This window comes from Streptomyces sp. NPDC027185, assembly GCF_055567035.1.
Map to the genome: position 1 here is coordinate 421,316 of NZ_JBVHRF010000007.1, position 17,311 is coordinate 438,626.

The window sequence follows — 17,311 nt, forward strand, 5'->3', positions numbered from 1 at the left end:
GCGGAGGCACCCCATCCCCCTCCCTCCCCTCCCGAACCGCAGGAGTCCGCCATGTTGTCGCCGAAATCGGCCGAGACCGTACGTACCACCCTGCCCGCCGTGGCCGCCTCCATCAGCGAGGTCACCCCGCTCTTCTACGAGAAGCTGTTCGCCGCCCACCCGGAGCTGCTGCGCGATCTGTTCAACCGCACCCACCAGGCCGACGGCACCCAGCGCGAGGCGCTCGCCGGATCCATCGCGGCGTTCGCCACGTACCTTCTGGACCACCCCGACGAGCGGCCGGACGCCCTCCTCGACCGGATCGCGCACAAGCACGCCTCCCTCGGCGTCCGCGAGGACCAGTACCCGATCGTCCGCACCCACCTCTTCGCCGCCCTGGCCGAGGTGTTGGGTGATGCGGTCACCGAGGAGGTCGCCGCCGCCTGGGACGAGGTGTACTGGCTGATGGCGAACGGGCTGATCGCCGCCGAACGACGGCTGTACGCGGCGGCCGGCGCACCGGACGGCGACACCTGGCGCACCTACCGGGTCACCGGACGGGTGGCGGAGACCGAGGACGTCGCGACGTTCTTCGTCCGGCCCGCCGACGGCCGGCCCGTACCGCCGTCCCGCCCCGGGCAGTACGTCTCCGTCCAGGTCGAACTGGCCGACGGCGCCCGCCAGATACGCCAGTACAGCCTCTCCGGGCAGCCGGACGGCGGGCTCCAGTTCTCCGTGAAGCGGGTGCCGGCCGGAACGGACGCCGCCGCGCACCCCGCGGGCGAGGTCTCCGGCCATCTGCACGACCACGTCCACGAGGGCGACACCCTGCGGGTGAGCGCCCCCTTCGGCGCGGTCGTCCTCGACGAGGGCGACGCCCCGTTGCTCTTCGCCACCGCCGGTATCGGCTGCACCCCCGCCCTCGGCATGCTCTCCCATCTGGCCGCCACCGCCTCCCCCCGCCGCGTCATCGCCGCCCACGCCGACCGCACCCCCGCCACCCACGCCTTCCGCGACGACCTCCACCACCTCATCGGCAAACTCCCGAACGCCACCGCGGAGGTCTGGTACGAGTGGCCGGAGGCCGGCGCCGGGGCGGATACCGCGGCGGCCGTCGAGGCCGGCGCCACCGCGCCGGTCGGCGCCGGGCCGGTCGGCGCCGGGCCGGTCGGCGCCGGGCCGTTCGGCTCCAAGGCGGCCGACTCCAGGACGGCCGGTACGCGTACGGGCCCCGCCGATCCCGCCGGGGCGACCCGCTCCCGCGAGGGGCGGGAGCCGACCGTCCGGCAGGGGCTGATGGACCTCGGCGTACTGGAGATCCCGCCCGGCACGATCGCCTACCTGTGCGGCCCGGTGCCGTTCATGAAGGCGGTCCGCACCCAACTCCTTTCCGCGGGGGTACGCCCGGCCGACCTGCACTACGAGGTCTTCGGACCGGACCTGGGACTGTGAACGGAGAGCACCCCGCGGCCCGGCATGCGGACTGCCGGACGCAGCGAGCGGAGCTACACATCCGCTCCCCACTCCGGACATTACCCACACGTAACCTACTCGCGGGTTACCACCAGTAATCCTCCCGTCGTACCCTCCTGACCACCTCGTACGCCGGGCGTCGCGTCTTTCGGCGGGCGCCCGGGGCCGCCCGCTCCTCCGCTCCGGAGGTGGCCGGGCCCCGCCGGGCGGGGCACGTCCGGCGGCACCTCACGGTCTGGAGCAGAAGATGACGTCCTCCCGCACGGCCCTGCGCGCCGCCACCGCCGCCGTCTGCGCCGCGGCGCTCGCCGCCACCACGCTCGCCGCCGCCCCTGCCGCGGGGGCGGCCACCACGGGACGGAGCCGCGCCGCGGCGCCCGCCGTGCGGTTCACCGACATCACCGGCGAGGGCGGCGTCACGCTGAAGGCCAACGTCACCCTGCCCGCGGACGCGGACGGCACCCGGCGGTATCCGCTCGTGGTGCTGCCGACGAGTTGGGCGATGCCGCAGGTCGAATACCTGGCACAGGCGCAGAAGCTGGCCGCGTCGGGCTATGTCGTCATCGGCTACAACGTGCGCGGATTCTGGCAGTCGGGCGGAGAGATCGAGACGGCGGGGCCGCGCGACATCGCGGACGCCTCCAAGGTGATCGACTGGGCGCTCGCGCACACCCCCGCCGACCCGGCGAAGGTCGGCATGGGCGGAGTCTCCTACGGCGCGGGGATCAGCCTGCTGACGGCGGCGCACGACAAGCGGGTCCGGGCGGTCACGGCGCTCAGCGGCTGGGGCGACCTCATCGACTCCATCTACAGCGGACGCACCCAGCATCTCCAGGCGGCGGCGATGCTCGGCGCCAGCGGCGCGCTGACCGGACGCCCCGGGCCGGAACTCCGTACCGTCCTCGCGGACTTCCTCGGCTCGAACCTCGCCAAGGAGAAGGACATGATCGCCTGGGGGAAGAAGCGCTCCCCCGCCACCTATCTCGACCGGATCAACGCCAACGGCGCCGCGATCATGCTCGGCAACGCCTGGGGCGACTCCCTCTTCCCGCCGAATCAGTACGCCGACTTCTTCGAGAAGCTGAAGGGGCCCAAGCGGCTGGAGTTCCGCCCCGGCGACCACGCCACGGCCGAGGGACTCGGGCTCTTCGGGCTGCCCAACGACACCTGGTCGCACGCCCGGTCGTGGTTCGACCACTATCTCAAGGGCGCGGACAACGGCATCGACCGCGCGGCGCCGGTGCAGCTCAAGCCCCGCTCGACGGGCTCTTACGAGGGCTACCGCAGCTGGCGGGAGGTGGCGTCGGGGCAGCGGCGGATCGCGCTCGACGGCACCCGCACGCTCCGCACCGGCATCGACTCCGGCGCCGACGGCGGGCTGATCTTCCTCTCCAGCATGCTGGATCAGTTCCTCCACCTGCCGCCCACCGCCTCCATCCCGCTGCTGCCCCGCTCGCTGGCCGCCGTCTGGCAGTCCGCGCCCTACCGCACCACCCAGCACATCCGCGGCACCGCGACCCTGCACACCACACTGACCGGCACCGCGGAGAGCGGCACCGCCGTCGCCTACCTCTACGACGTCGACGCGCTCGGCATCGGCAGGCTCGTCACGCACGCGCCGTACACCTTCCACGGCAAGACGCCCGGCGTCCCCTTCGGCGTGGACCTGGAACTCTTCTCCACCGCGTACGACGTGCCCGCCGGGCACCGGCTCGCGGTGGTCGTGGACACCGCGGATCCGCTCTACATCGCGCACAACCCGCGCGGTGCGAAGCTCACCCTCTCCTCGCCGGACGCCGATCCCTCGTCCCTCTCGGTGCCCGTCCGCGACTGATCCGCCTCTCACTCCGCTTCCCCCCGTAGCGCCCGATCGCGTCCCGGCGACGCGGTCACTACAGAACGTTACTAGCGACCACTGACAGCGCCCTCGCGCGTCCTCGCGCGCCCAATACACCCGGCATGGCCGGAAGTTGACTGTCCGGACGGAGAAGGCCGCCGTACTTTTGACGCCGTGACCAGATCAGAAATCTGGTCACGGCTCGGGACGGAGGCAGGGATGGAACAGGCGGGGCGCGGGGAGCGGATCCTCCGGGCGGCGGGGGAACTCCTGGTGGCCTGGGGCTACCGGCGGGTGACGACCGACGAGATCGCCCGCCGCGCCGGCGTCGGAAAGGGCACCGTCTACCTGCACTGGAAGACCAAGGACGCACTGCTGCTCGCCGTCCTCCTGGACAGCAAGAACGCCGCGCTGCAGCGGCAGTTGGAGCGGCAGCGCACGTGCCCGCTGGAGGTGCTGCCGAGCCGGATGGCGCGCGGCTACTTCCAGGACTTCCTGACCAGCCCGCTCCTGCGCGCCCTGCACACCGACGACACCAACGTCCTGGGCCGTCTCAACGACATCGCCGCCACCGAACTCGCCGAGCTGACCGCCCACACCAACCGGGCCGTCCTCGACCATCTGGAGATCCTGCGCACCCACGGTCTGGTCCGCGACGATCTCGCCACCACCGACCAGCTGTACACGTTCACGGCGGTCCTCAGCGGCTTCTTCACCACCGAGGTGCTGCTCGACGGGCGCGCCCCGGAGACCACCGGGAGCCGCGCCGACCTGCTCGCCCGCACTCTGCGAGCCGCGCTGGAGACCCCCGCCGGCTCCGCCGCCGACCCGGGCGACCTGCCCGGCGTCCGGTCGGCCGCCGCCCTGGCCGCACCCGCGGTCACCGCGCTGTACGAACGCATCGCCCAGCTCAGCGCCGAGGAAATGCGCCGCCAGCTGCGCGACTGACTCCGACCGGAGGAGAACACGATGTCAGCGAAGACGTCCGCCAACCGGCTCACGGCGCCCGCCGCGCTCACCGCCCACGTCGGCAAGCACCCGGGCGAGCCCAACGTCATGGAACCCACCCTGCTGTACGACCCGTTCGGCGGCTACGGCGCCCTGCGCGAGAAGGGGCCGGTCCTCCCCGGGCGGTTCCTCGACGACTCGCCGATCTGGTTCGTCCTCCGCTTCGACGAGGTGCGCGAGGTGCTGCGGGACCCGCGGTTCGCCAACAACCGCGCGCACGCCCGGGGCAGCACCGAGGACGACGACCCGATGGCGAGGACGATGGAGACCTTCGGCGTCCCGCCGGAGCTGAACCGGTACTTCGCCGACTCCATCCTCAACAAGGACGCGCCGGACCACTCCCGGCTGCGCCGCCTGGTCTCCCGCGCCTTCACCGCGCGCCGGATCAACGCGCTGCGGCCCCGGGTGGAGGAGATCGCGGAGGATCTGCTGCGGCGGCTGCCCGAGCACGCCGAGGACGGCGTCGTCGACCTCGTCGAGCACTTCGCCTACCCGCTCCCGATCACCGTGATCTGCGAACTCGTCGGCATCCCGGAGGAGGACCGGCCGCAGTGGCGCTCCTGGGGCGCCGATCTGGCCTCGCTGGAGCCGGGACGGCTGGGCCGCTCGATGCCGCAGATGATCGAGCACATCCACGATCTGATCCGGCGTCGCCGCCAGGCGCTCACCGACGATCTGCTCAGCGATCTGATCCGGGCGCACGACGAGGACGGCGGGCGGCTCAGCGACGTCGAAATGGTCACCCTGGTGCTCACACTGGTCCTGGCTGGCCACGAGACCACCGCCCACCTCATCACCAACGGCACCGCCGCCCTGCTCACCCACCCCGACCAGCTGCGGCTGCTGCGCGAGGACCCGGACCTCGCGCCTCGCGCGGTCCATGAGCTGATGCGCTGGTGCGGCCCCGTCCAGGGCACCCAACTGCGGTACGCCACCGAGGACGTGGAGCTGGGCGGGGTGCGGATCGCCAAGGGCGACGCGGTCCAGCTGATGCTGGTCTCCGCCAACTTCGACCCGCGCCACTACGACGACCCCGACCGGCTGGACCTCACCCGCCACCCGGCGGGCCAGGCCGAGAACCACGTCGGTTTCGGCCACGGTATGCACTACTGCCTCGGTGCGGCGCTGGCCCGCCAGGAGGGCGAGGTGGCGTTCACCAAGCTGCTCGCGCACTATCCGGCCGTGGCCCTGGCCGTCGCGCCCGAGGAGTTGCAGCGCGTCCCGCTGCCCTCCAGCTGGCGGCTGACGGCGCTCCCGCTCCGCCTGCGCTGACCTGCGGTTTCCCGGCGCCGTCGCGGTCAGTGGTGCGGCGGCGCCGGGTGCTGTCCGGCGCCGGGCAGCAGCGTGCCCGGCTCCGTCGGCCCGACCTCGGCCGCCTCCACCTTGGGGTTGCGGCGCTGCCGCCGGGAGACCCAGGTGGCGAGCGCGGAGAGCAGCATGCACAGGCCGATGTAGATCGGCGAGATGATCATGACGACGGGGATGAACGGCAGGTCGTAGTCGAGGTTGGACGCGATCAACTTGCCGGCGTGCAGGAACTCCTCGTACGTGATGAGGAAGCCCAGCGAGGTGTCCTTCAGCGCGACCACCAGCTGGCTGATGATCGTCGGCAGCATCGCCCGGACCGCCTGCGGGACGAGGACGTGCGTCATGACCTGCGTCTTGCGCATCCCGAGCGCGTGCGCCGCCTCGCCCTGACCGCGTTCGACGGCGTTCACGCCCGTACGGAAGACCTCGGCGAGCACCGAACCGTTGTAGAGGGTCAGGCCCGTGACCAGCGCGACCAGGGGTTCGGCCTTCAGCGCCACGTACACGAAGAAGATCATGACGAGGACCGGCATGGCGCGGAAGAACTCCACCAGCAGGGTGGACACCCAGCGCACCGCGCGGTGGTCGGAGAGCCGTCCGGACGCCAGCACCGCGCCGAGCACCAGGGACAACACCGCCGCGTAGGCGAACGCCTTGAGGGTGTTGCCCAGGCCCTTGAGCAGCAGTTCCTGGATTCCCTTGTAGAGGAAGGGCGTCCACTTCGCGGCGGTGAACTGGCCGGTGTCGAAGAGGAGGTACAGGATCCAGCCGACCAGGGCGAGCAGGACGGCGGTGGCGGCGATGCCGTAGGCGCGGTGGCGGCGCCGGGTGTGCGGTCCGGGGACGTCGTAGAGGGCGGTGGTCATCGGGCGACTCCCCAGCGCTTCTCCAGCACATTGAAGAGCGCGCTGATGGTCAAGGTCACGAGCAGATAGCCGACGGCGATCCAGACGAACGACCAGACGATGCTGTAGCCCAGCTCGTTGAGGGTCTTGTAGGTGCCGAGCAGTTCGACGACGCTGAACGATCCGGCGATGGCGGAGTTCTTGGCGAGCGCGATCAGCGTGGAGCCGATCGGCGGGATCACCGAGCGGAACGCCTGCGGCAGCACCACGTCCCCGAGGGTCTGCGGGAAGGTCATGCCCAGGCTGCGGGCCGCCTCGCCCTGCCCCCTGGGCACGGTGTTGATGCCGGCGCGGACCGCCTCGCAGATGAACGCCGAGGTGTAGCAGCCCAGCGCGAGGACGGCGAACAGCTGGAACGGCAGCACCAGACCGAACCGCGGCAGCCCCAGCACCACCGCGAAGAACAGCAGGGTCAGCGGGGTGTTGCGCAGCACCGTCACCCAGACCGTGCCGAAGACGCGGAGCGAGGCGACCGGCGCGACCCGGAATCCGGCCATCACGATGCCGAGGACGAGCGCCAGCAGCGAGGCGTAGACGGTGAGTTCGACGGTGCCGAGGAGGCCCTTGCCGTAGAGCGAGAAGTTGTCGAGGAGAACGTTCATCGGTCGGTTCCTTCTCAGCCCGGGTAGCGGTCGATCGGCGGCGGCTTCGGCGCCGGCGCGCCGGACAGGCCCAAGGTCGCCTCGAACGCCTTCTTCCAGTCGCCGTTTTGCTCCCGGGCGGCGAGCGCGTCGTTCAGCGCCGCCCGCAGCGCGGTGTCCCCGCGCGGCACGCCGATGCCGTACGGCTCCTTCGAGAAAGGTCTGCCGACGACCTTCAGCTCGTCGGGCGCCTTCGCCGCGTAACCCAGCAGGATCGCGTCGTCCGTGGTGACCGCGTCGACCTGGTAGGTGAGGAGGTTGTCGACGCAGATCGAGTAGGTGTCGTACGCGACGAGGACCGCCCGGGGGTAGTCGGACTGGATGCGCTGGTAGGGCGTGGACCCGGCGGCCGAGCAGACGCGCCGGCCGGCCAGGTCGTCGGGGCCGTGGATGTCCTTCTCGTCGGCGCGGACCAGCAGCCCCTGCCCGGCCATGTAGTACGGCCCGGCGAAGCCGACCTGCTTCTTGCGCATCGCGTTGATGGTGTACGTGCCGACGTAGAGGTCGATCTGGCCGTTCTGGAGCGCGGTCTCGCGGTTGGCGGAGGAGATGGTGCGGAAGGCGATGGTGGCCGGGTCGAAGCCCAGGGAGGCGGACATCATCCGGGCGATCTCGATGTCGAAGCCGGAGTAGCGGCCGCTGGAGGGGTCGCGTTCGCCCAGGTAGGGCTGGTCCTCCTTGACGCCGATGACGAGGTGGCCGCGGCGTTCGGCCCGTCGCCAGGTGGGTGATGCGGGCAGCCGGAAGCCGGTGGCGACGGCGTAGTGCGGCAGTTGTCCGGCGCTCGGGCCCTTGGCGGGCGGGCTGCCCTCCCGGCCGCAGGCGGCGACGGTGAGGGCGAGTACGGCGAGCAGCAGGGCGACGGCGGTGCGGTGCGGGCGCCGCCGGTGGGAAAGCTCCATCTTCGCGCCCCCGTTCAGTGCTTGAGGATCTTGGAGAGGAAGTCGCGGGCGCGTTCGCTGCGCGGCGCGGTGAAGAAGTCCTCGGGCGTGCGGTCCTCGACGATGCGGCCGTCGGCCATGAAGACCACGCGGTTGGCGGCGGAGCGGGCGAAGCCCATCTCGTGGGTGACCACGACCATCGTCATGCCCTCGCGGGCGAGCTGCTGCATGACCTCAAGGACCTCGTTGATCATCTCCGGGTCCAGCGCCGACGTCGGCTCGTCGAAGAGGAGCGCCTTGGGGTTCATGGCCAGGGCGCGGGCGATGGCGACGCGCTGCTGCTGGCCGCCGGAGAGCTGGGCGGGGTACTTCTCGGCGTGCGCGGCGAGGCCGACGCGGTCGAGGAGTTCGCGGGCGCGCCGGGCGGCCTCGTCCTTCTTCTGCTTGCGGACCTTGACCGGGGCCAGCGTGATGTTGTCGAGGACGGTCTTGTGCGCGAAGAGGTTGAAGGACTGGAAGACCATGCCGACTTCGGCGCGGAGTCCGGCGAGCGCCCGGCCCTCCTCGGGCAGCGGGGCGCCGTCCAGGGTGATGGTGCCCGACTCGATGGTCTCCAGACGGTTGATGGTCCGGCAGAGCGTGGACTTGCCGGAGCCCGAGGGGCCGATGACGACCACCACCTCGCCGCGGCCGACGGTGAGGTCGATGTCCTGGAGGACATGGAGTTTTCCGTAGTGCTTGTTGACCCCGCGCAGTTCGATCAGCGCCTCACCGGCCATGCAGTCTGCTCACTCTCATCATCCGTACAGCGGAGAGTGTGCAACTTACCGGGACATATCCGGCAGTTTTCCGCTGACACGCACGGCGGCGGCGAGGAGAGTGGAATCGGCGGGACGGCGCCGGGGCGGGGCCGAGCACCACGGTCCGGGGGCGCGGCGGGACACGGCCGGGGTCCGCGCGCCGTCCGGCGCCACCGTCCGGGAGTCCGCCCGCCGTCAGCGCTCCGCGAGCTCCGCGTAGAGCTGCGAGAGTTCCGGCGCCCCGTCGTCGGCCCACTCGTGTCCGGCGGCCACCACATCGATCCGCCGACCGGACGCCAGGGCCACCACCGGCTGTCCGTCCGGCCGGATCCGCCACCGCGCGCCGGGCACCGTACGCACCAGGACCGTGCCGAGGTAGAGCCCGGCGTCGTTGCCGAGCCAGGGCAGCACCTCCGGGTCGTCCCGCCACACCGGCTGGAGCTGGTCGAGGGCGGTCAACGACGCGGCGGAGTCGTCGAGTTCGACGCCCGCCCGGCCGGCCTCGGCGCGCAGCAGCTCGCATTCGGACAGCAACTCGGCGATGGCGCCGGGCTCCTCGCGCACCGCCTCCGCGAGCGGCGCCGCCGTGCGCCGCTCCCCCGGCCCCTTGCGCCACTTGTCCAGAAAATGGAGGTTCATGGGGTGCAGGGTCCCACCCGCCCGCCGGGCCCGGCCACAGGCGCGACGGCGAACCTCCGCTCGCTGCCCGCTCCTCTCGCACCGCGCTCCGGTCCGGGCTCCGGGCTCGCGGCGGTCACCTCACGGCGGAACGGCCGCTTGAGCAGGGGGAGTCCGGGGCGGCGCGGTGCCACGGCAGGACGTGCGGATGTCTCTCGTAGCCGCGCTGCCCCCCGAGGAGCGGCCCGATGCGCGTACGGCGTCCGCGTACCGGCCGGGCGCGGCTCGCCATCGCGGTGATGCCGTCCGACGCCCGCGGCGGACGCCGCCCCGGCCCCCGCGTCCCGCCGTACCCGCCGGCCGACGCCGCCCGCGTGCCGGGTCGTTGAGCCGGCCCGACGGCGAACGGCCCGGCCCGCGGCGGCGCCCTCAGAGATCCAGATCCACCACGACCGGCGCGTGGTCGGACGCGCCCTTGCCCTTGCGCTCCTCGCGGTCGACGTAGGAGTCCGAGACCGCTCCGGCGAACGCGGCGTTGCCGTAGACGAGGTCGATGCGCATACCGCGGTTCTTCGGGAAGCCGAGGGCGCGGTAGTCCCAGAAGGTGAAGGGGCGGTCGTACTTGAGGGGGCGGGGCATGACGTCGCTCAGGCCCGTGGACCGCAAGGCGGCCAGCGCCTCGCGCTCGGCGGGGGTGATGTGCGTCTGGCCGACGAACGCCGCCGGGTCCCAGAGGTCGTCGTCGGTCGGGGCGACGTTGAAATCGCCGAGGACGGCGAACGGGCGGCCGCCCGCCGCGTCCTCGGCGACCGCCGTCCGCAGCGCCGCCAGCCACTGGAGCTTGTAGGCGTAGTGCGCGTGGTCGACCTCGCGGCCGTTGGGCACGTAGACCGACCAGACGCGGACCGGGCCGCAGGTGGCGGAGACGGCGCGGGGCTCCTGGGCGCCGTCGTACTCCGGGCCGCCCGGCAGACCGGGGACGACGTCCTCCAGGCCGACCCGGGAGATCAGGGCCACGCCGTTCCACCGGCCGGTGGCGGTGACGGCGGACTCGTACCCCAGCTCCCGCAGCTGATCGGCGGGGAACTGCTCCGGGGAGCACTTGGTCTCCTGGACGCACAGCACGTCCGTGCCGGTGCTCTCCAGCCAGGCCAGCAGCCTCGGCAGGCGGGCGGTGATCGAGTTGACGTTCCAGGTCGCGATGCGCATGTCCGCAAACCTACCGCGCACCACCGACAACCGGCCGGGCCGTCAGCCGACGGTGGTGCTCGCCCCCGGGGTGAGGCGGGCGTGTCCGGCGCCGCCGAGGTTCTCGATCATGCCGTCGTAGACCGGGCGGGCGTGATCCTGGAGCAGGCTGTCGTGGATGTCGAGGGAGCGGCCCGGGGCGACCGCGCGGACGTAGTCGATGACCTCGGAGACCTTGTTCCACGGCGCGTGGACGGGCAGCAGCAGCGTCTCCACGGTGCGGCCCTCGGGGACGGTGAGCGCATCGCCCGGGTGGAAGACCGCACCGCCGTCGATGAGGAACCCGACGTTGGTGATGCGCGGGATGTCGGGGTGGATGACGGCGTGCAGCTGACCGTGGACCTCGATGTCGAATCCGGCGGCGGTGAACGTGTCGCCCTCGCCGACGGTGTGCACCCGGCCCGGGAACGCCGCCGACAGCTGCTCGGCGACGGCGGCGAGGGTCCAGATCTCCGCTCCCGGGTTGGCCTCCATCCCGGCGCGCAGACGGCCCTCGTCGAAGTGGTCCATGTGCTCGTGGGTCACCAGGAGGGCGTCGGCACCGACGGCGGCGTCCGCCTCGCTGAACAGTCCGGGGTCGATGACGAGCGTGCGGCCGTCCTTCTCCAGCCGGACACAGGCGTGGGTCTTCTTCGTCAGTTCCATGCCCGCCATCCTGCCGTCCCGGCGCCGGGTACGCGCCCGGCTCACCGCGTACGGCCCCGGCTCAGTCCTCCGGGGTGGTCTCCTCGCGGATCACCCGCTGGGCGACGGTGAAGGCGGCGTTCGCCGCGGGGATGCCGCAGTAGACGGCGGTGTGCAGCAGGATGTCTTTGATCTCGGTGGGCGTCAGACCGTTGCGGAGCGCGGCGCGGGTGTGCGCGGCGAGGTCGCCGTGGTGGCCCCCGGCGACCAGCGCGGTGAGCGTGATGATGCTGCGGGTGCGCCGGTCCAGGCCCGGCCGCGTCCAGCTCTCGCCCCACTCGTAGCGGGTCACCAGATCCTGGAACTCGCCGGAGAACGCGTCGGTGGCCGCCTCGACCGCGTCGACGTGGGCGTCCCCGAGCACCTCGCGGCGGATCTTGGCCCCGCGCTCGTAGGCGCTGCCGCGGACCGCCTCCGGCTGGGCGAGCCCCGCCTCGATGGCGGCGGGCGCCGCCTGCGCGGCGGCGGCCAGCTGCGGTTTGGGCGTCGCCGCGCCGATCGCCGCCTGTCCGCCCGCGGACGGCTTGTCGTGCCAGGCGGTGGTGAAGTGCCGGATGAGGAGTTCGGTGACGGCGGCGGGCTGCTCGACGGGGGCGAGGTGGGAGGTACCGGGCACCAGCGCCAGGCTCGCGTCGGGGATCCCGGCGACCAGGCTGCGGGCGTCGGTGGTCGGGGTGGCCTGGTCCTCCGACCCGGCGACGACGAGGGTCGGCACGCCCACTCTGCCCAGCGACGATCTGACGTCGTACGAGGCCAGCGCCTCACAGGCGGCGATGTAGCAGCCCGGGTCGGTGGTCCGCACCATCTGTACGGCCCATTCGACGATGGCGGGCTGGGCGGCGGCGAACCCCGGGGTGAACCAGCGCTCGGGCGCGGTGCGGGCGATCGGGTCGAGGCCGTTGGTCCGGATGACCACCCCGCGCTGCCGCCAGGAGTCGGCGGTGCCGTAGCGCGGCGAGGAGGAGACCAGCGCGAGCGAGGTGACGCGCTGCGGGCGGGTGAGCGCGAGCTGGATGCCGATGGCGCCGCCCAGGGCGCAGCCGCCGTAGCCGAAGCGGTCCACGCCGAGCGCGTCGAGGGTGGCGGCGACCCGGTCGGCCAGTTCGGCGACCGAGGAGGCGGGGTAGGCGGGGGAGCCGCCGTGTCCGGGCAGGTCGAAGCGGATGACCCGCCACTGGCGGGTCAGCTCGGGGATCTGCCGGTCCCACATGTGCCACGTCGTCCCGAGCGAGGCGCCCAGGACGAGGACAGGGGCGTCGGCGGGGCCGTCGATGCGGTGCTGCAGGGTCTTCTCGCTCACCCGCGCCACGCTACCCAGCCCTGACGCGGTCCTGACACCCGGGTCAGGAACTCTGTGACGGAACCGGTGCACTCGGGCCGGACCGCGGGCCGCTCGCGTACGGGCCGGTGCGCCGCCCCGGGGCGGCCCGCCCCGCCACGGCCCGCGAGCGCGGCGCAACCACGACCGGCCCACGGTCCCCGGCACCGGCGTCGGGGACACGGCGCGCGGGTGGACGGCGGGTGAGAGGAGCGGCGGGCGCGCCCGTCCGGCCGGAGGGCCGGCGGGCGCGGGGCCGGACGGTCACCGCACCGGGGCGCGGGTGGCCCCGCCGGGCGGCCGGACCGCGCGGTGGGGCCGCCCGCGTCCCGGGCTGTCAGCCCCGTTCGAGCAGCGCGGACCGGGCGCGCCCCTGCCCCGGGGTGGCCAGCGGCGCCATCCCGCCCCCGCCGACCCGCGGGTGCGGATCGCGCAGCAGGCCCAGCTCGATGGCGGTACGGGTGAGGTCGGCCTTGTTGCCGACGTTGAGCTTGGCCCGGACGCGCTTGATGTACGTACTGACCGTGGCCTCAGACAGGCCCATCCGGCGCCCTATCTGACCGTGTGTCAGCCCTTGGGCGAGCAGCCGGAGCGCCTCCAGCTCCCGGCGGGCCAGCGAGCGCGGCTCGATACCGCCGGGCTGCTCCAGCTCACTGCGCAGCCGCGGCACGAGCGTGGCGGAGAGGTGGAAGCCGCCGGTGACGACGGTATCGACGGCGCGCAGCAGCTCCTCGTCGTCCACCTCGTCGGTGACACAGCCCAGCACCCCGGCGCGGACGGCGCCCAGCAGGCGGTACGGCTGGATGAAACCCGACACCAGGAGCACGGGGGCACAGGCGACGAGGCGGTCCAGGATCTGCGCCGGGGACTCCGCGCCCATGCCGTGGTCGTACGTGGGCGGGCTGTAGAGGATCGCGTCGGGGGCGCCGTCGCCCGGGGCGAACGGGAAGTCCTGCACGCGCTCCACCGTGGCCATCACCTCGACCCACGGAGCCCGGGAAAGCGCCCTTTCCAGACCGTACCGGACGAGATTCTGGCGCTCGACAATGACAATGCGCGCACAAGTGGACATGCGTATTCCTGTCGTCAGATCAACGCGTCGTTCCCCGATCCCCCAAGTGAGAAGACTAGCGGAGGACCGATGCGATGCACCCCAACGTACCCCACTGACGGATCGGTTCCGAAAACTGCGGTGAGACGAAACGGAACACAAGAACTCAGGCCGGCACGGGAAGTCCGAACAGACGTTCCGTATAGCGAACGCGGCGACACCTCCACCGTCCGCCGGACACTCGGCGCACAATGCTCCGCCGCGCCCCGCACAATCACCTCGCATGCCCCCGGAAGACAAACCGCTCAGGGCGATTGGATTTCCCCCGCGGGACTTTTCCCATTGCCGGTGAGCGGTATTCTGTGCCCCCTGTCCCTTACGGCAAGACAATTGGAGAGTACGTACGTGGCTGACCAGGAAAAGTCCCCGCAGCCCGCCGAGGCGTCGGGGCGCCTGCCGGAGGAGGACCGGCACGGCTTCGTCTCCGCGTTCGTGGGCGGCGTCCGCCCCGACGGTGAGCAGGGCAAGCCCGGCAAGCGGCTGGTGGCGATCGGCGTCGCGGTCGTCGCGGCACTGGGTCTCGGCGCCCTCGCCATCGGCGCGCTCAGCAGCTCGGGCGAGAAGAAGGCCCAGGCCCACAAGGTCGCGCCCGCCGGCGCCACCGCCAAGGCCGACCACCACCAGGACGGCAAGGAGTCCCGCACCGGCACCACCGGCGGCACGGGGAGCAACGGCGGTACCGGCGGCGGCTTCGGCGGCACCGGAAACCTCGGCGGCACCGGCGGCGCGGGCAACCAGGACTTCCCCCTCGACGGGCGGCAGAACATACCCGGAGGGCCCACCACCGGCTCCTCGCACACGCCGCCGAGCCCGAGGGCGTCCGCCTCCGCCAAGGGCGGTCAGGGCACGTTCGGCACCCGGAGCGCCGCACCGGCGTTCACCGCGCTGACCGGCTACGGCTGCCCGTCGACCCCCACCGCGGGGGTCTGGCTGAAGGATGCCAACTTCAACAAGAAGCGGGAGGGCTGGGTCAAGTCCGGTACCGGCGGCTACACCGGCTCCGGCTGCAACGGCCGCTACGTCTCCGTGCCGATGTCCGGCTCGGCGACGCAGTACGACCCGGCGCAGTACGTGCTGTGGAAGTTCAACTACACGGCCAAGATCAAGGGCGCCGCCGTCTGCCGGCTCTCCGTCTACATCCCGAACAACCCCAAGATCCTCTACGTCGGCGGCCACCCGGCCCGGTACGCGATCTACGACTCCGACCGCAGCGGCGGCAAGGCGACCGCCGCGTTCGGCATCGACCAGATCAACAACCGCGGCAAGTGGCTGTCCCCCGGAACATTCAAGGTCACCAGTGGCCGGGTGACGCTGCGGATGTTCAACACCGGCGTCGACTACACGGCGTCGACCAAGTACGCGCACGACGTCGCCGGTCCGGTCCAGCTCAGCTGCGTACCGGCGTGACCTGGCACTCTGTCGCCGCTCCGCGGTGACCGCGGGGCGGGACGGGCGCACCGTACGGTTGCGCCCGTCCCGCCCCCGGGCAGGGCGTCCGGCCGTTCGCGGGACAGGACGCCGACGGGCCGGGTCCCGGCCATTCCGTGGGGGAACGGCCGGGACCCGGCCCGTTGCAGCTGAATCTACGGGGGTCAGCTCGCGATCGGCTTACCAGTCGGCTCGGGGAAGGCGGACTGGCGGTCGGCGTGAGCGTAGTAGCTGCCGGTGCGGCCCATCAGGACCATGTACCGCCCGACAAGTTCGATGGCGTTGGCGCACTCCATCAGCACGTTCTTCATGCCGGGGTACATCATCGGGCCGAACTTCTCGGCCGCTCCCCGTACGCCCTCGTCGGGCTTGATGAGGGGGGCCGGGTTGCGTTCGGAGGTATTGAACTCGTGCCCCCCACGCGGGTTGACGTTCTGGGTCGGAAGCGACCTCGGGATGGTCTCCTTGTAGGTCGCCTGCTCGCCGAAGACCGTGTGGGCGGCGTCGACCTGGAGGACAAGTGTCTTGAGCGCCTCGTACTGCGCCACCATCTCGGTGGAGGAGGTCCGCAGGAAGTCCATGCTGTCGGCGAGACCGCCGACGTTGACGTTGAAGGCGGCGTGAGAAGGCGCCTTCTCGACCTTCTTCCCCTGGTCGCCACCGACGCCATCGGACTTCGGGAGCTCGGAGGTGATCACCGGGGTCTGCCCCCAGAGCATGGAGAGGGTGGGCGGCGCCGCCGCGGTGGGCGGCGGTGGTTCATCGGTACTCGACGCCGGCACCGTCTCGTCATCGGTCGGGATGGGCACCCGGTGAGGACCGTACCGGGAGTCTTTCGGTTCCACTGCCACAGTTGCCCTTCCGCCATGAGTAACCCGGGTGAAACCCGGTTTCTTCCATCTCATCCAATGCACGCACCCTCGGGACAGGTCCCTGTTCAGTGACATCGCCCCGTCCCGGAACGGTGACGTGTATGCCTTCGGAAGGGGGACCTGCTTCGGAGCCGTCCGGGCACTTAAAGTCACCGCGTGGCCTCTCGTACTCTCACCCTCTCCGAGTTCCGGATCGAGCTGCACCGGCTCCGCGACACCATCAGCACGGTGTCCGGATGTACCAGCGCCATCGAGTCGGACGTCGCCGCTGTGAAGGAAGCCTTCCGCAGCGCGGAGCGCGTCTGGACCTCCCCCTCCAGCGCGACCTTTGACAACCTCCAGACCGAGTTCAGCACCCACATGGAGACGCTGGTCACGCTGCTGCACGAGATGAAGCAGCGGCTGCAGGCGGCGTACGACATGTACCACGAGGTCGAGGAGAAGAACACCAGGAACTTCCACAAGAACCACTGAGGGGTGTGCCCCGGTCCCGGCAAGGCCCGGACCGCATCCCGCGTATCCAAGGCGTCCGTCGTGCCCAGACCGCACGGCGGACGTCGGCGTCAGTTCATCCCCCGGGAGCCCGCCCGCACCTGACGCGGCAGCGTTCCCCCGTATCACCCAGGAGCAACGGTGAGCCCCAGCAGCGAAGACCCTCAGATCGATCCGCCCGTCACCTACGGCCAGGTCGGCGGTGCCCACCTGTCGATCAGCGTCGACGGCGAGGCGCTGCGGTCCTACGGGGAGCAGATCGGCGGACCCGATGGCGGCGGTGGTCTCGTCCAGGACCTCGGGGAGCAGGTCGCCAAGATCTTCAAGGCGCTCGACGACCTCCAGCTCGGCTGGGCGGGCAAGACCCAGCAGGAGGCCGGTGTCTTCTTCGAACGTCTGGACGCCTGCATGACCCATCTCTTCGGGAAGGGCGGCGACACCCACAGCCAGGCGAACAGCGTGCTGGCGCGGGTGGCCTTCTCGCTGACGCTGACGGGCAACAATTATCTCTCCGCGGAGGAAGCCTCGTCCCAGGAGTTCGGCGACTTCGCCTCGCAGCTCCTCTCGTGGTGGCAGAGCGGTGGCGGAACTCCGGAGAACGTCACCGACGGCACGAGGTCTGCGATCGGCGAGATATTCTGACCTCGTGAATTCGTACCGTTCTGCTTTTTCCCGCTGACGTTCCGCTTGCGTTTTTCTTGCGTTTCG

Annotated in this window: 17 protein-coding genes; 7 read left to right on the forward strand and 10 right to left on the reverse strand. The window is 71.6% G+C overall.

The genetic code is table 11. The features are described from left to right. Positions 1 to 51 precede the first annotated feature (51 nt). The 4 genes from ACZ4M8_RS24190 to ACZ4M8_RS24205 all read left to right on the forward strand — a co-directional run bounded on the left by ACZ4M8_RS24190 (position 52) and on the right by ACZ4M8_RS24205 (position 5,569). Positions 52 to 1,431: a globin domain-containing protein gene (locus tag ACZ4M8_RS24190; RefSeq protein ID WP_467610575.1), complete on the forward strand. Its 1,380-nt coding sequence runs from the start codon at positions 52 to 54 to the stop codon at positions 1,429 to 1,431. 268 nt (positions 1,432 to 1,699) lie between these two features. Beyond that, positions 1,700 to 3,286, forward strand: a complete 1,587-nt coding sequence (locus tag ACZ4M8_RS24195) for an alpha/beta fold hydrolase (RefSeq protein WP_467610576.1) — start codon at positions 1,700 to 1,702, stop codon at positions 3,284 to 3,286. Between the two features lie 177 nt (positions 3,287 to 3,463). Then, on the forward strand, positions 3,464 to 4,237 hold the full coding sequence (locus ACZ4M8_RS24200; RefSeq protein WP_467610578.1) for a TetR/AcrR family transcriptional regulator: 774 nt from the start codon (positions 3,464 to 3,466) through the stop codon (positions 4,235 to 4,237). Between the two features lie 21 nt (positions 4,238 to 4,258). Then, on the forward strand, positions 4,259 to 5,569 hold the full coding sequence (locus ACZ4M8_RS24205; RefSeq protein ID WP_467610580.1) for a cytochrome P450 family protein: 1,311 nt from the start codon (positions 4,259 to 4,261) through the stop codon (positions 5,567 to 5,569). A gap of 26 nt (positions 5,570 to 5,595) precedes the next feature. On the opposite strand, the gene ACZ4M8_RS24210 is transcribed toward ACZ4M8_RS24205, so the two are convergent. The 9 genes from ACZ4M8_RS24210 to ACZ4M8_RS24250 form a co-directional block, all read right to left on the reverse strand. Further along, positions 5,596 to 6,471: an amino acid ABC transporter permease gene (locus ACZ4M8_RS24210; protein ID WP_467610582.1), complete on the reverse strand. Its 876-nt coding sequence runs from the start codon at positions 6,469 to 6,471 to the stop codon at positions 5,596 to 5,598. Further along, positions 6,468 to 7,112 (reverse strand): amino acid ABC transporter permease, encoded by a 645-nt coding sequence (locus ACZ4M8_RS24215; protein ID WP_399083884.1) that lies wholly within the window; start codon positions 7,110 to 7,112, stop codon positions 6,468 to 6,470. The genes ACZ4M8_RS24210 and ACZ4M8_RS24215 overlap by 4 nt, the downstream gene beginning before the upstream one ends. A gap of 14 nt (positions 7,113 to 7,126) precedes the next feature. Beyond that, the gene (locus tag ACZ4M8_RS24220) at positions 7,127 to 8,053 is read right to left on the reverse strand and encodes a glutamate ABC transporter substrate-binding protein (RefSeq protein ID WP_467610584.1); all 927 of its coding nucleotides are present in this window, start codon (positions 8,051 to 8,053) and stop codon (positions 7,127 to 7,129) included. 14 nt (positions 8,054 to 8,067) lie between these two features. Then, positions 8,068 to 8,811: an amino acid ABC transporter ATP-binding protein gene (locus ACZ4M8_RS24225; protein WP_467610586.1), complete on the reverse strand. Its 744-nt coding sequence runs from the start codon at positions 8,809 to 8,811 to the stop codon at positions 8,068 to 8,070. Between the two features lie 216 nt (positions 8,812 to 9,027). Further along, a complete protein-coding gene (locus ACZ4M8_RS24230) occupies positions 9,028 to 9,471 on the reverse strand; it encodes a DUF6278 family protein (RefSeq protein WP_467610588.1) in 444 nt (147 codons plus the stop codon). Between the two features lie 408 nt (positions 9,472 to 9,879). Further along, a complete protein-coding gene (locus ACZ4M8_RS24235) occupies positions 9,880 to 10,659 on the reverse strand; it encodes an exodeoxyribonuclease III (RefSeq protein ID WP_467610590.1) in 780 nt (259 codons plus the stop codon). A 42-nt stretch (positions 10,660 to 10,701) separates the two neighbouring features. Then, positions 10,702 to 11,343: an MBL fold metallo-hydrolase gene (locus tag ACZ4M8_RS24240; protein WP_467610592.1), complete on the reverse strand. Its 642-nt coding sequence runs from the start codon at positions 11,341 to 11,343 to the stop codon at positions 10,702 to 10,704. A 61-nt stretch (positions 11,344 to 11,404) separates the two neighbouring features. Continuing rightward, positions 11,405 to 12,682 (reverse strand): bifunctional 3-oxoadipate enol-lactonase/4-carboxymuconolactone decarboxylase PcaDC, encoded by a 1,278-nt coding sequence (pcaDC, locus tag ACZ4M8_RS24245; RefSeq protein WP_467610594.1) that lies wholly within the window; start codon positions 12,680 to 12,682, stop codon positions 11,405 to 11,407. 355 nt (positions 12,683 to 13,037) lie between these two features. Continuing rightward, entirely contained in the window at positions 13,038 to 13,676 is a 639-nt protein-coding gene (locus ACZ4M8_RS24250; protein WP_467610596.1) for a response regulator transcription factor, read from the reverse strand. 480 nt (positions 13,677 to 14,156) lie between these two features. On the opposite strand from ACZ4M8_RS24250, the gene ACZ4M8_RS24255 reads away from it, so the two are divergent. Next, complete coding sequence (locus tag ACZ4M8_RS24255) at positions 14,157 to 15,218, forward strand: hypothetical protein (protein ID WP_467610598.1); 1,062 nt, start codon at positions 14,157 to 14,159, stop codon at positions 15,216 to 15,218. A gap of 185 nt (positions 15,219 to 15,403) precedes the next feature. Here the strand turns inward: ACZ4M8_RS24255 and ACZ4M8_RS24260 are convergent, their stop codons facing one another. Beyond that, entirely contained in the window at positions 15,404 to 16,048 is a 645-nt protein-coding gene (locus ACZ4M8_RS24260; RefSeq protein WP_467610600.1) for a hypothetical protein, read from the reverse strand. A gap of 219 nt (positions 16,049 to 16,267) precedes the next feature. Here ACZ4M8_RS24260 and ACZ4M8_RS24265 point away from each other — a divergent pair, with 219 nt between their 5' ends. Beyond that, positions 16,268 to 16,585 carry a WXG100 family type VII secretion target gene (locus tag ACZ4M8_RS24265; protein ID WP_467610601.1) on the forward strand — a complete coding sequence of 106 codons (318 nt, stop codon included), beginning with the start codon at positions 16,268 to 16,270 and terminating at the stop codon, positions 16,583 to 16,585. A gap of 159 nt (positions 16,586 to 16,744) precedes the next feature. Next, the gene (locus tag ACZ4M8_RS24270) at positions 16,745 to 17,245 is read left to right on the forward strand and encodes a hypothetical protein (RefSeq protein ID WP_467610603.1); all 501 of its coding nucleotides are present in this window, start codon (positions 16,745 to 16,747) and stop codon (positions 17,243 to 17,245) included. Positions 17,246 to 17,311 lie beyond the last annotated feature (66 nt).

What these genes read in the sequence shown, in the direction of transcription:
- ACZ4M8_RS24190 (WP_467610575.1), top strand. Translation starts at nt 52, where the DNA reads ATGTTGTCGCCGAAATCGGCCGAGACCGTACGTACCACCCTGCCCGCC.
- ACZ4M8_RS24195 (WP_467610576.1), top strand. Translation starts at nt 1,700, where the DNA reads ATGACGTCCTCCCGCACGGCCCTGCGCGCCGCCACCGCCGCCGTCTGC.
- ACZ4M8_RS24205 (WP_467610580.1), top strand. Translation starts at nt 4,259, where the DNA reads ATGTCAGCGAAGACGTCCGCCAACCGGCTCACGGCGCCCGCCGCGCTC.
- ACZ4M8_RS24210 (WP_467610582.1), bottom strand. Translation starts at nt 6,471, where the DNA reads ATGACCACCGCCCTCTACGACGTCCCCGGACCGCACACCCGGCGCCGC.
- ACZ4M8_RS24215 (WP_399083884.1), bottom strand. Translation starts at nt 7,112, where the DNA reads ATGAACGTTCTCCTCGACAACTTCTCGCTCTACGGCAAGGGCCTCCTC.
- ACZ4M8_RS24220 (WP_467610584.1), bottom strand. Translation starts at nt 8,053, where the DNA reads ATGGAGCTTTCCCACCGGCGGCGCCCGCACCGCACCGCCGTCGCCCTG.
- ACZ4M8_RS24225 (WP_467610586.1), bottom strand. Translation starts at nt 8,811, where the DNA reads ATGGCCGGTGAGGCGCTGATCGAACTGCGCGGGGTCAACAAGCACTAC.
- ACZ4M8_RS24230 (WP_467610588.1), bottom strand. Translation starts at nt 9,471, where the DNA reads ATGAACCTCCATTTTCTGGACAAGTGGCGCAAGGGGCCGGGGGAGCGG.
- ACZ4M8_RS24235 (WP_467610590.1), bottom strand. Translation starts at nt 10,659, where the DNA reads ATGCGCATCGCGACCTGGAACGTCAACTCGATCACCGCCCGCCTGCCG.
- ACZ4M8_RS24240 (WP_467610592.1), bottom strand. Translation starts at nt 11,343, where the DNA reads ATGGAACTGACGAAGAAGACCCACGCCTGTGTCCGGCTGGAGAAGGAC.
- ACZ4M8_RS24250 (WP_467610596.1), bottom strand. Translation starts at nt 13,676, where the DNA reads ATGGCCACGGTGGAGCGCGTGCAGGACTTCCCGTTCGCCCCGGGCGAC.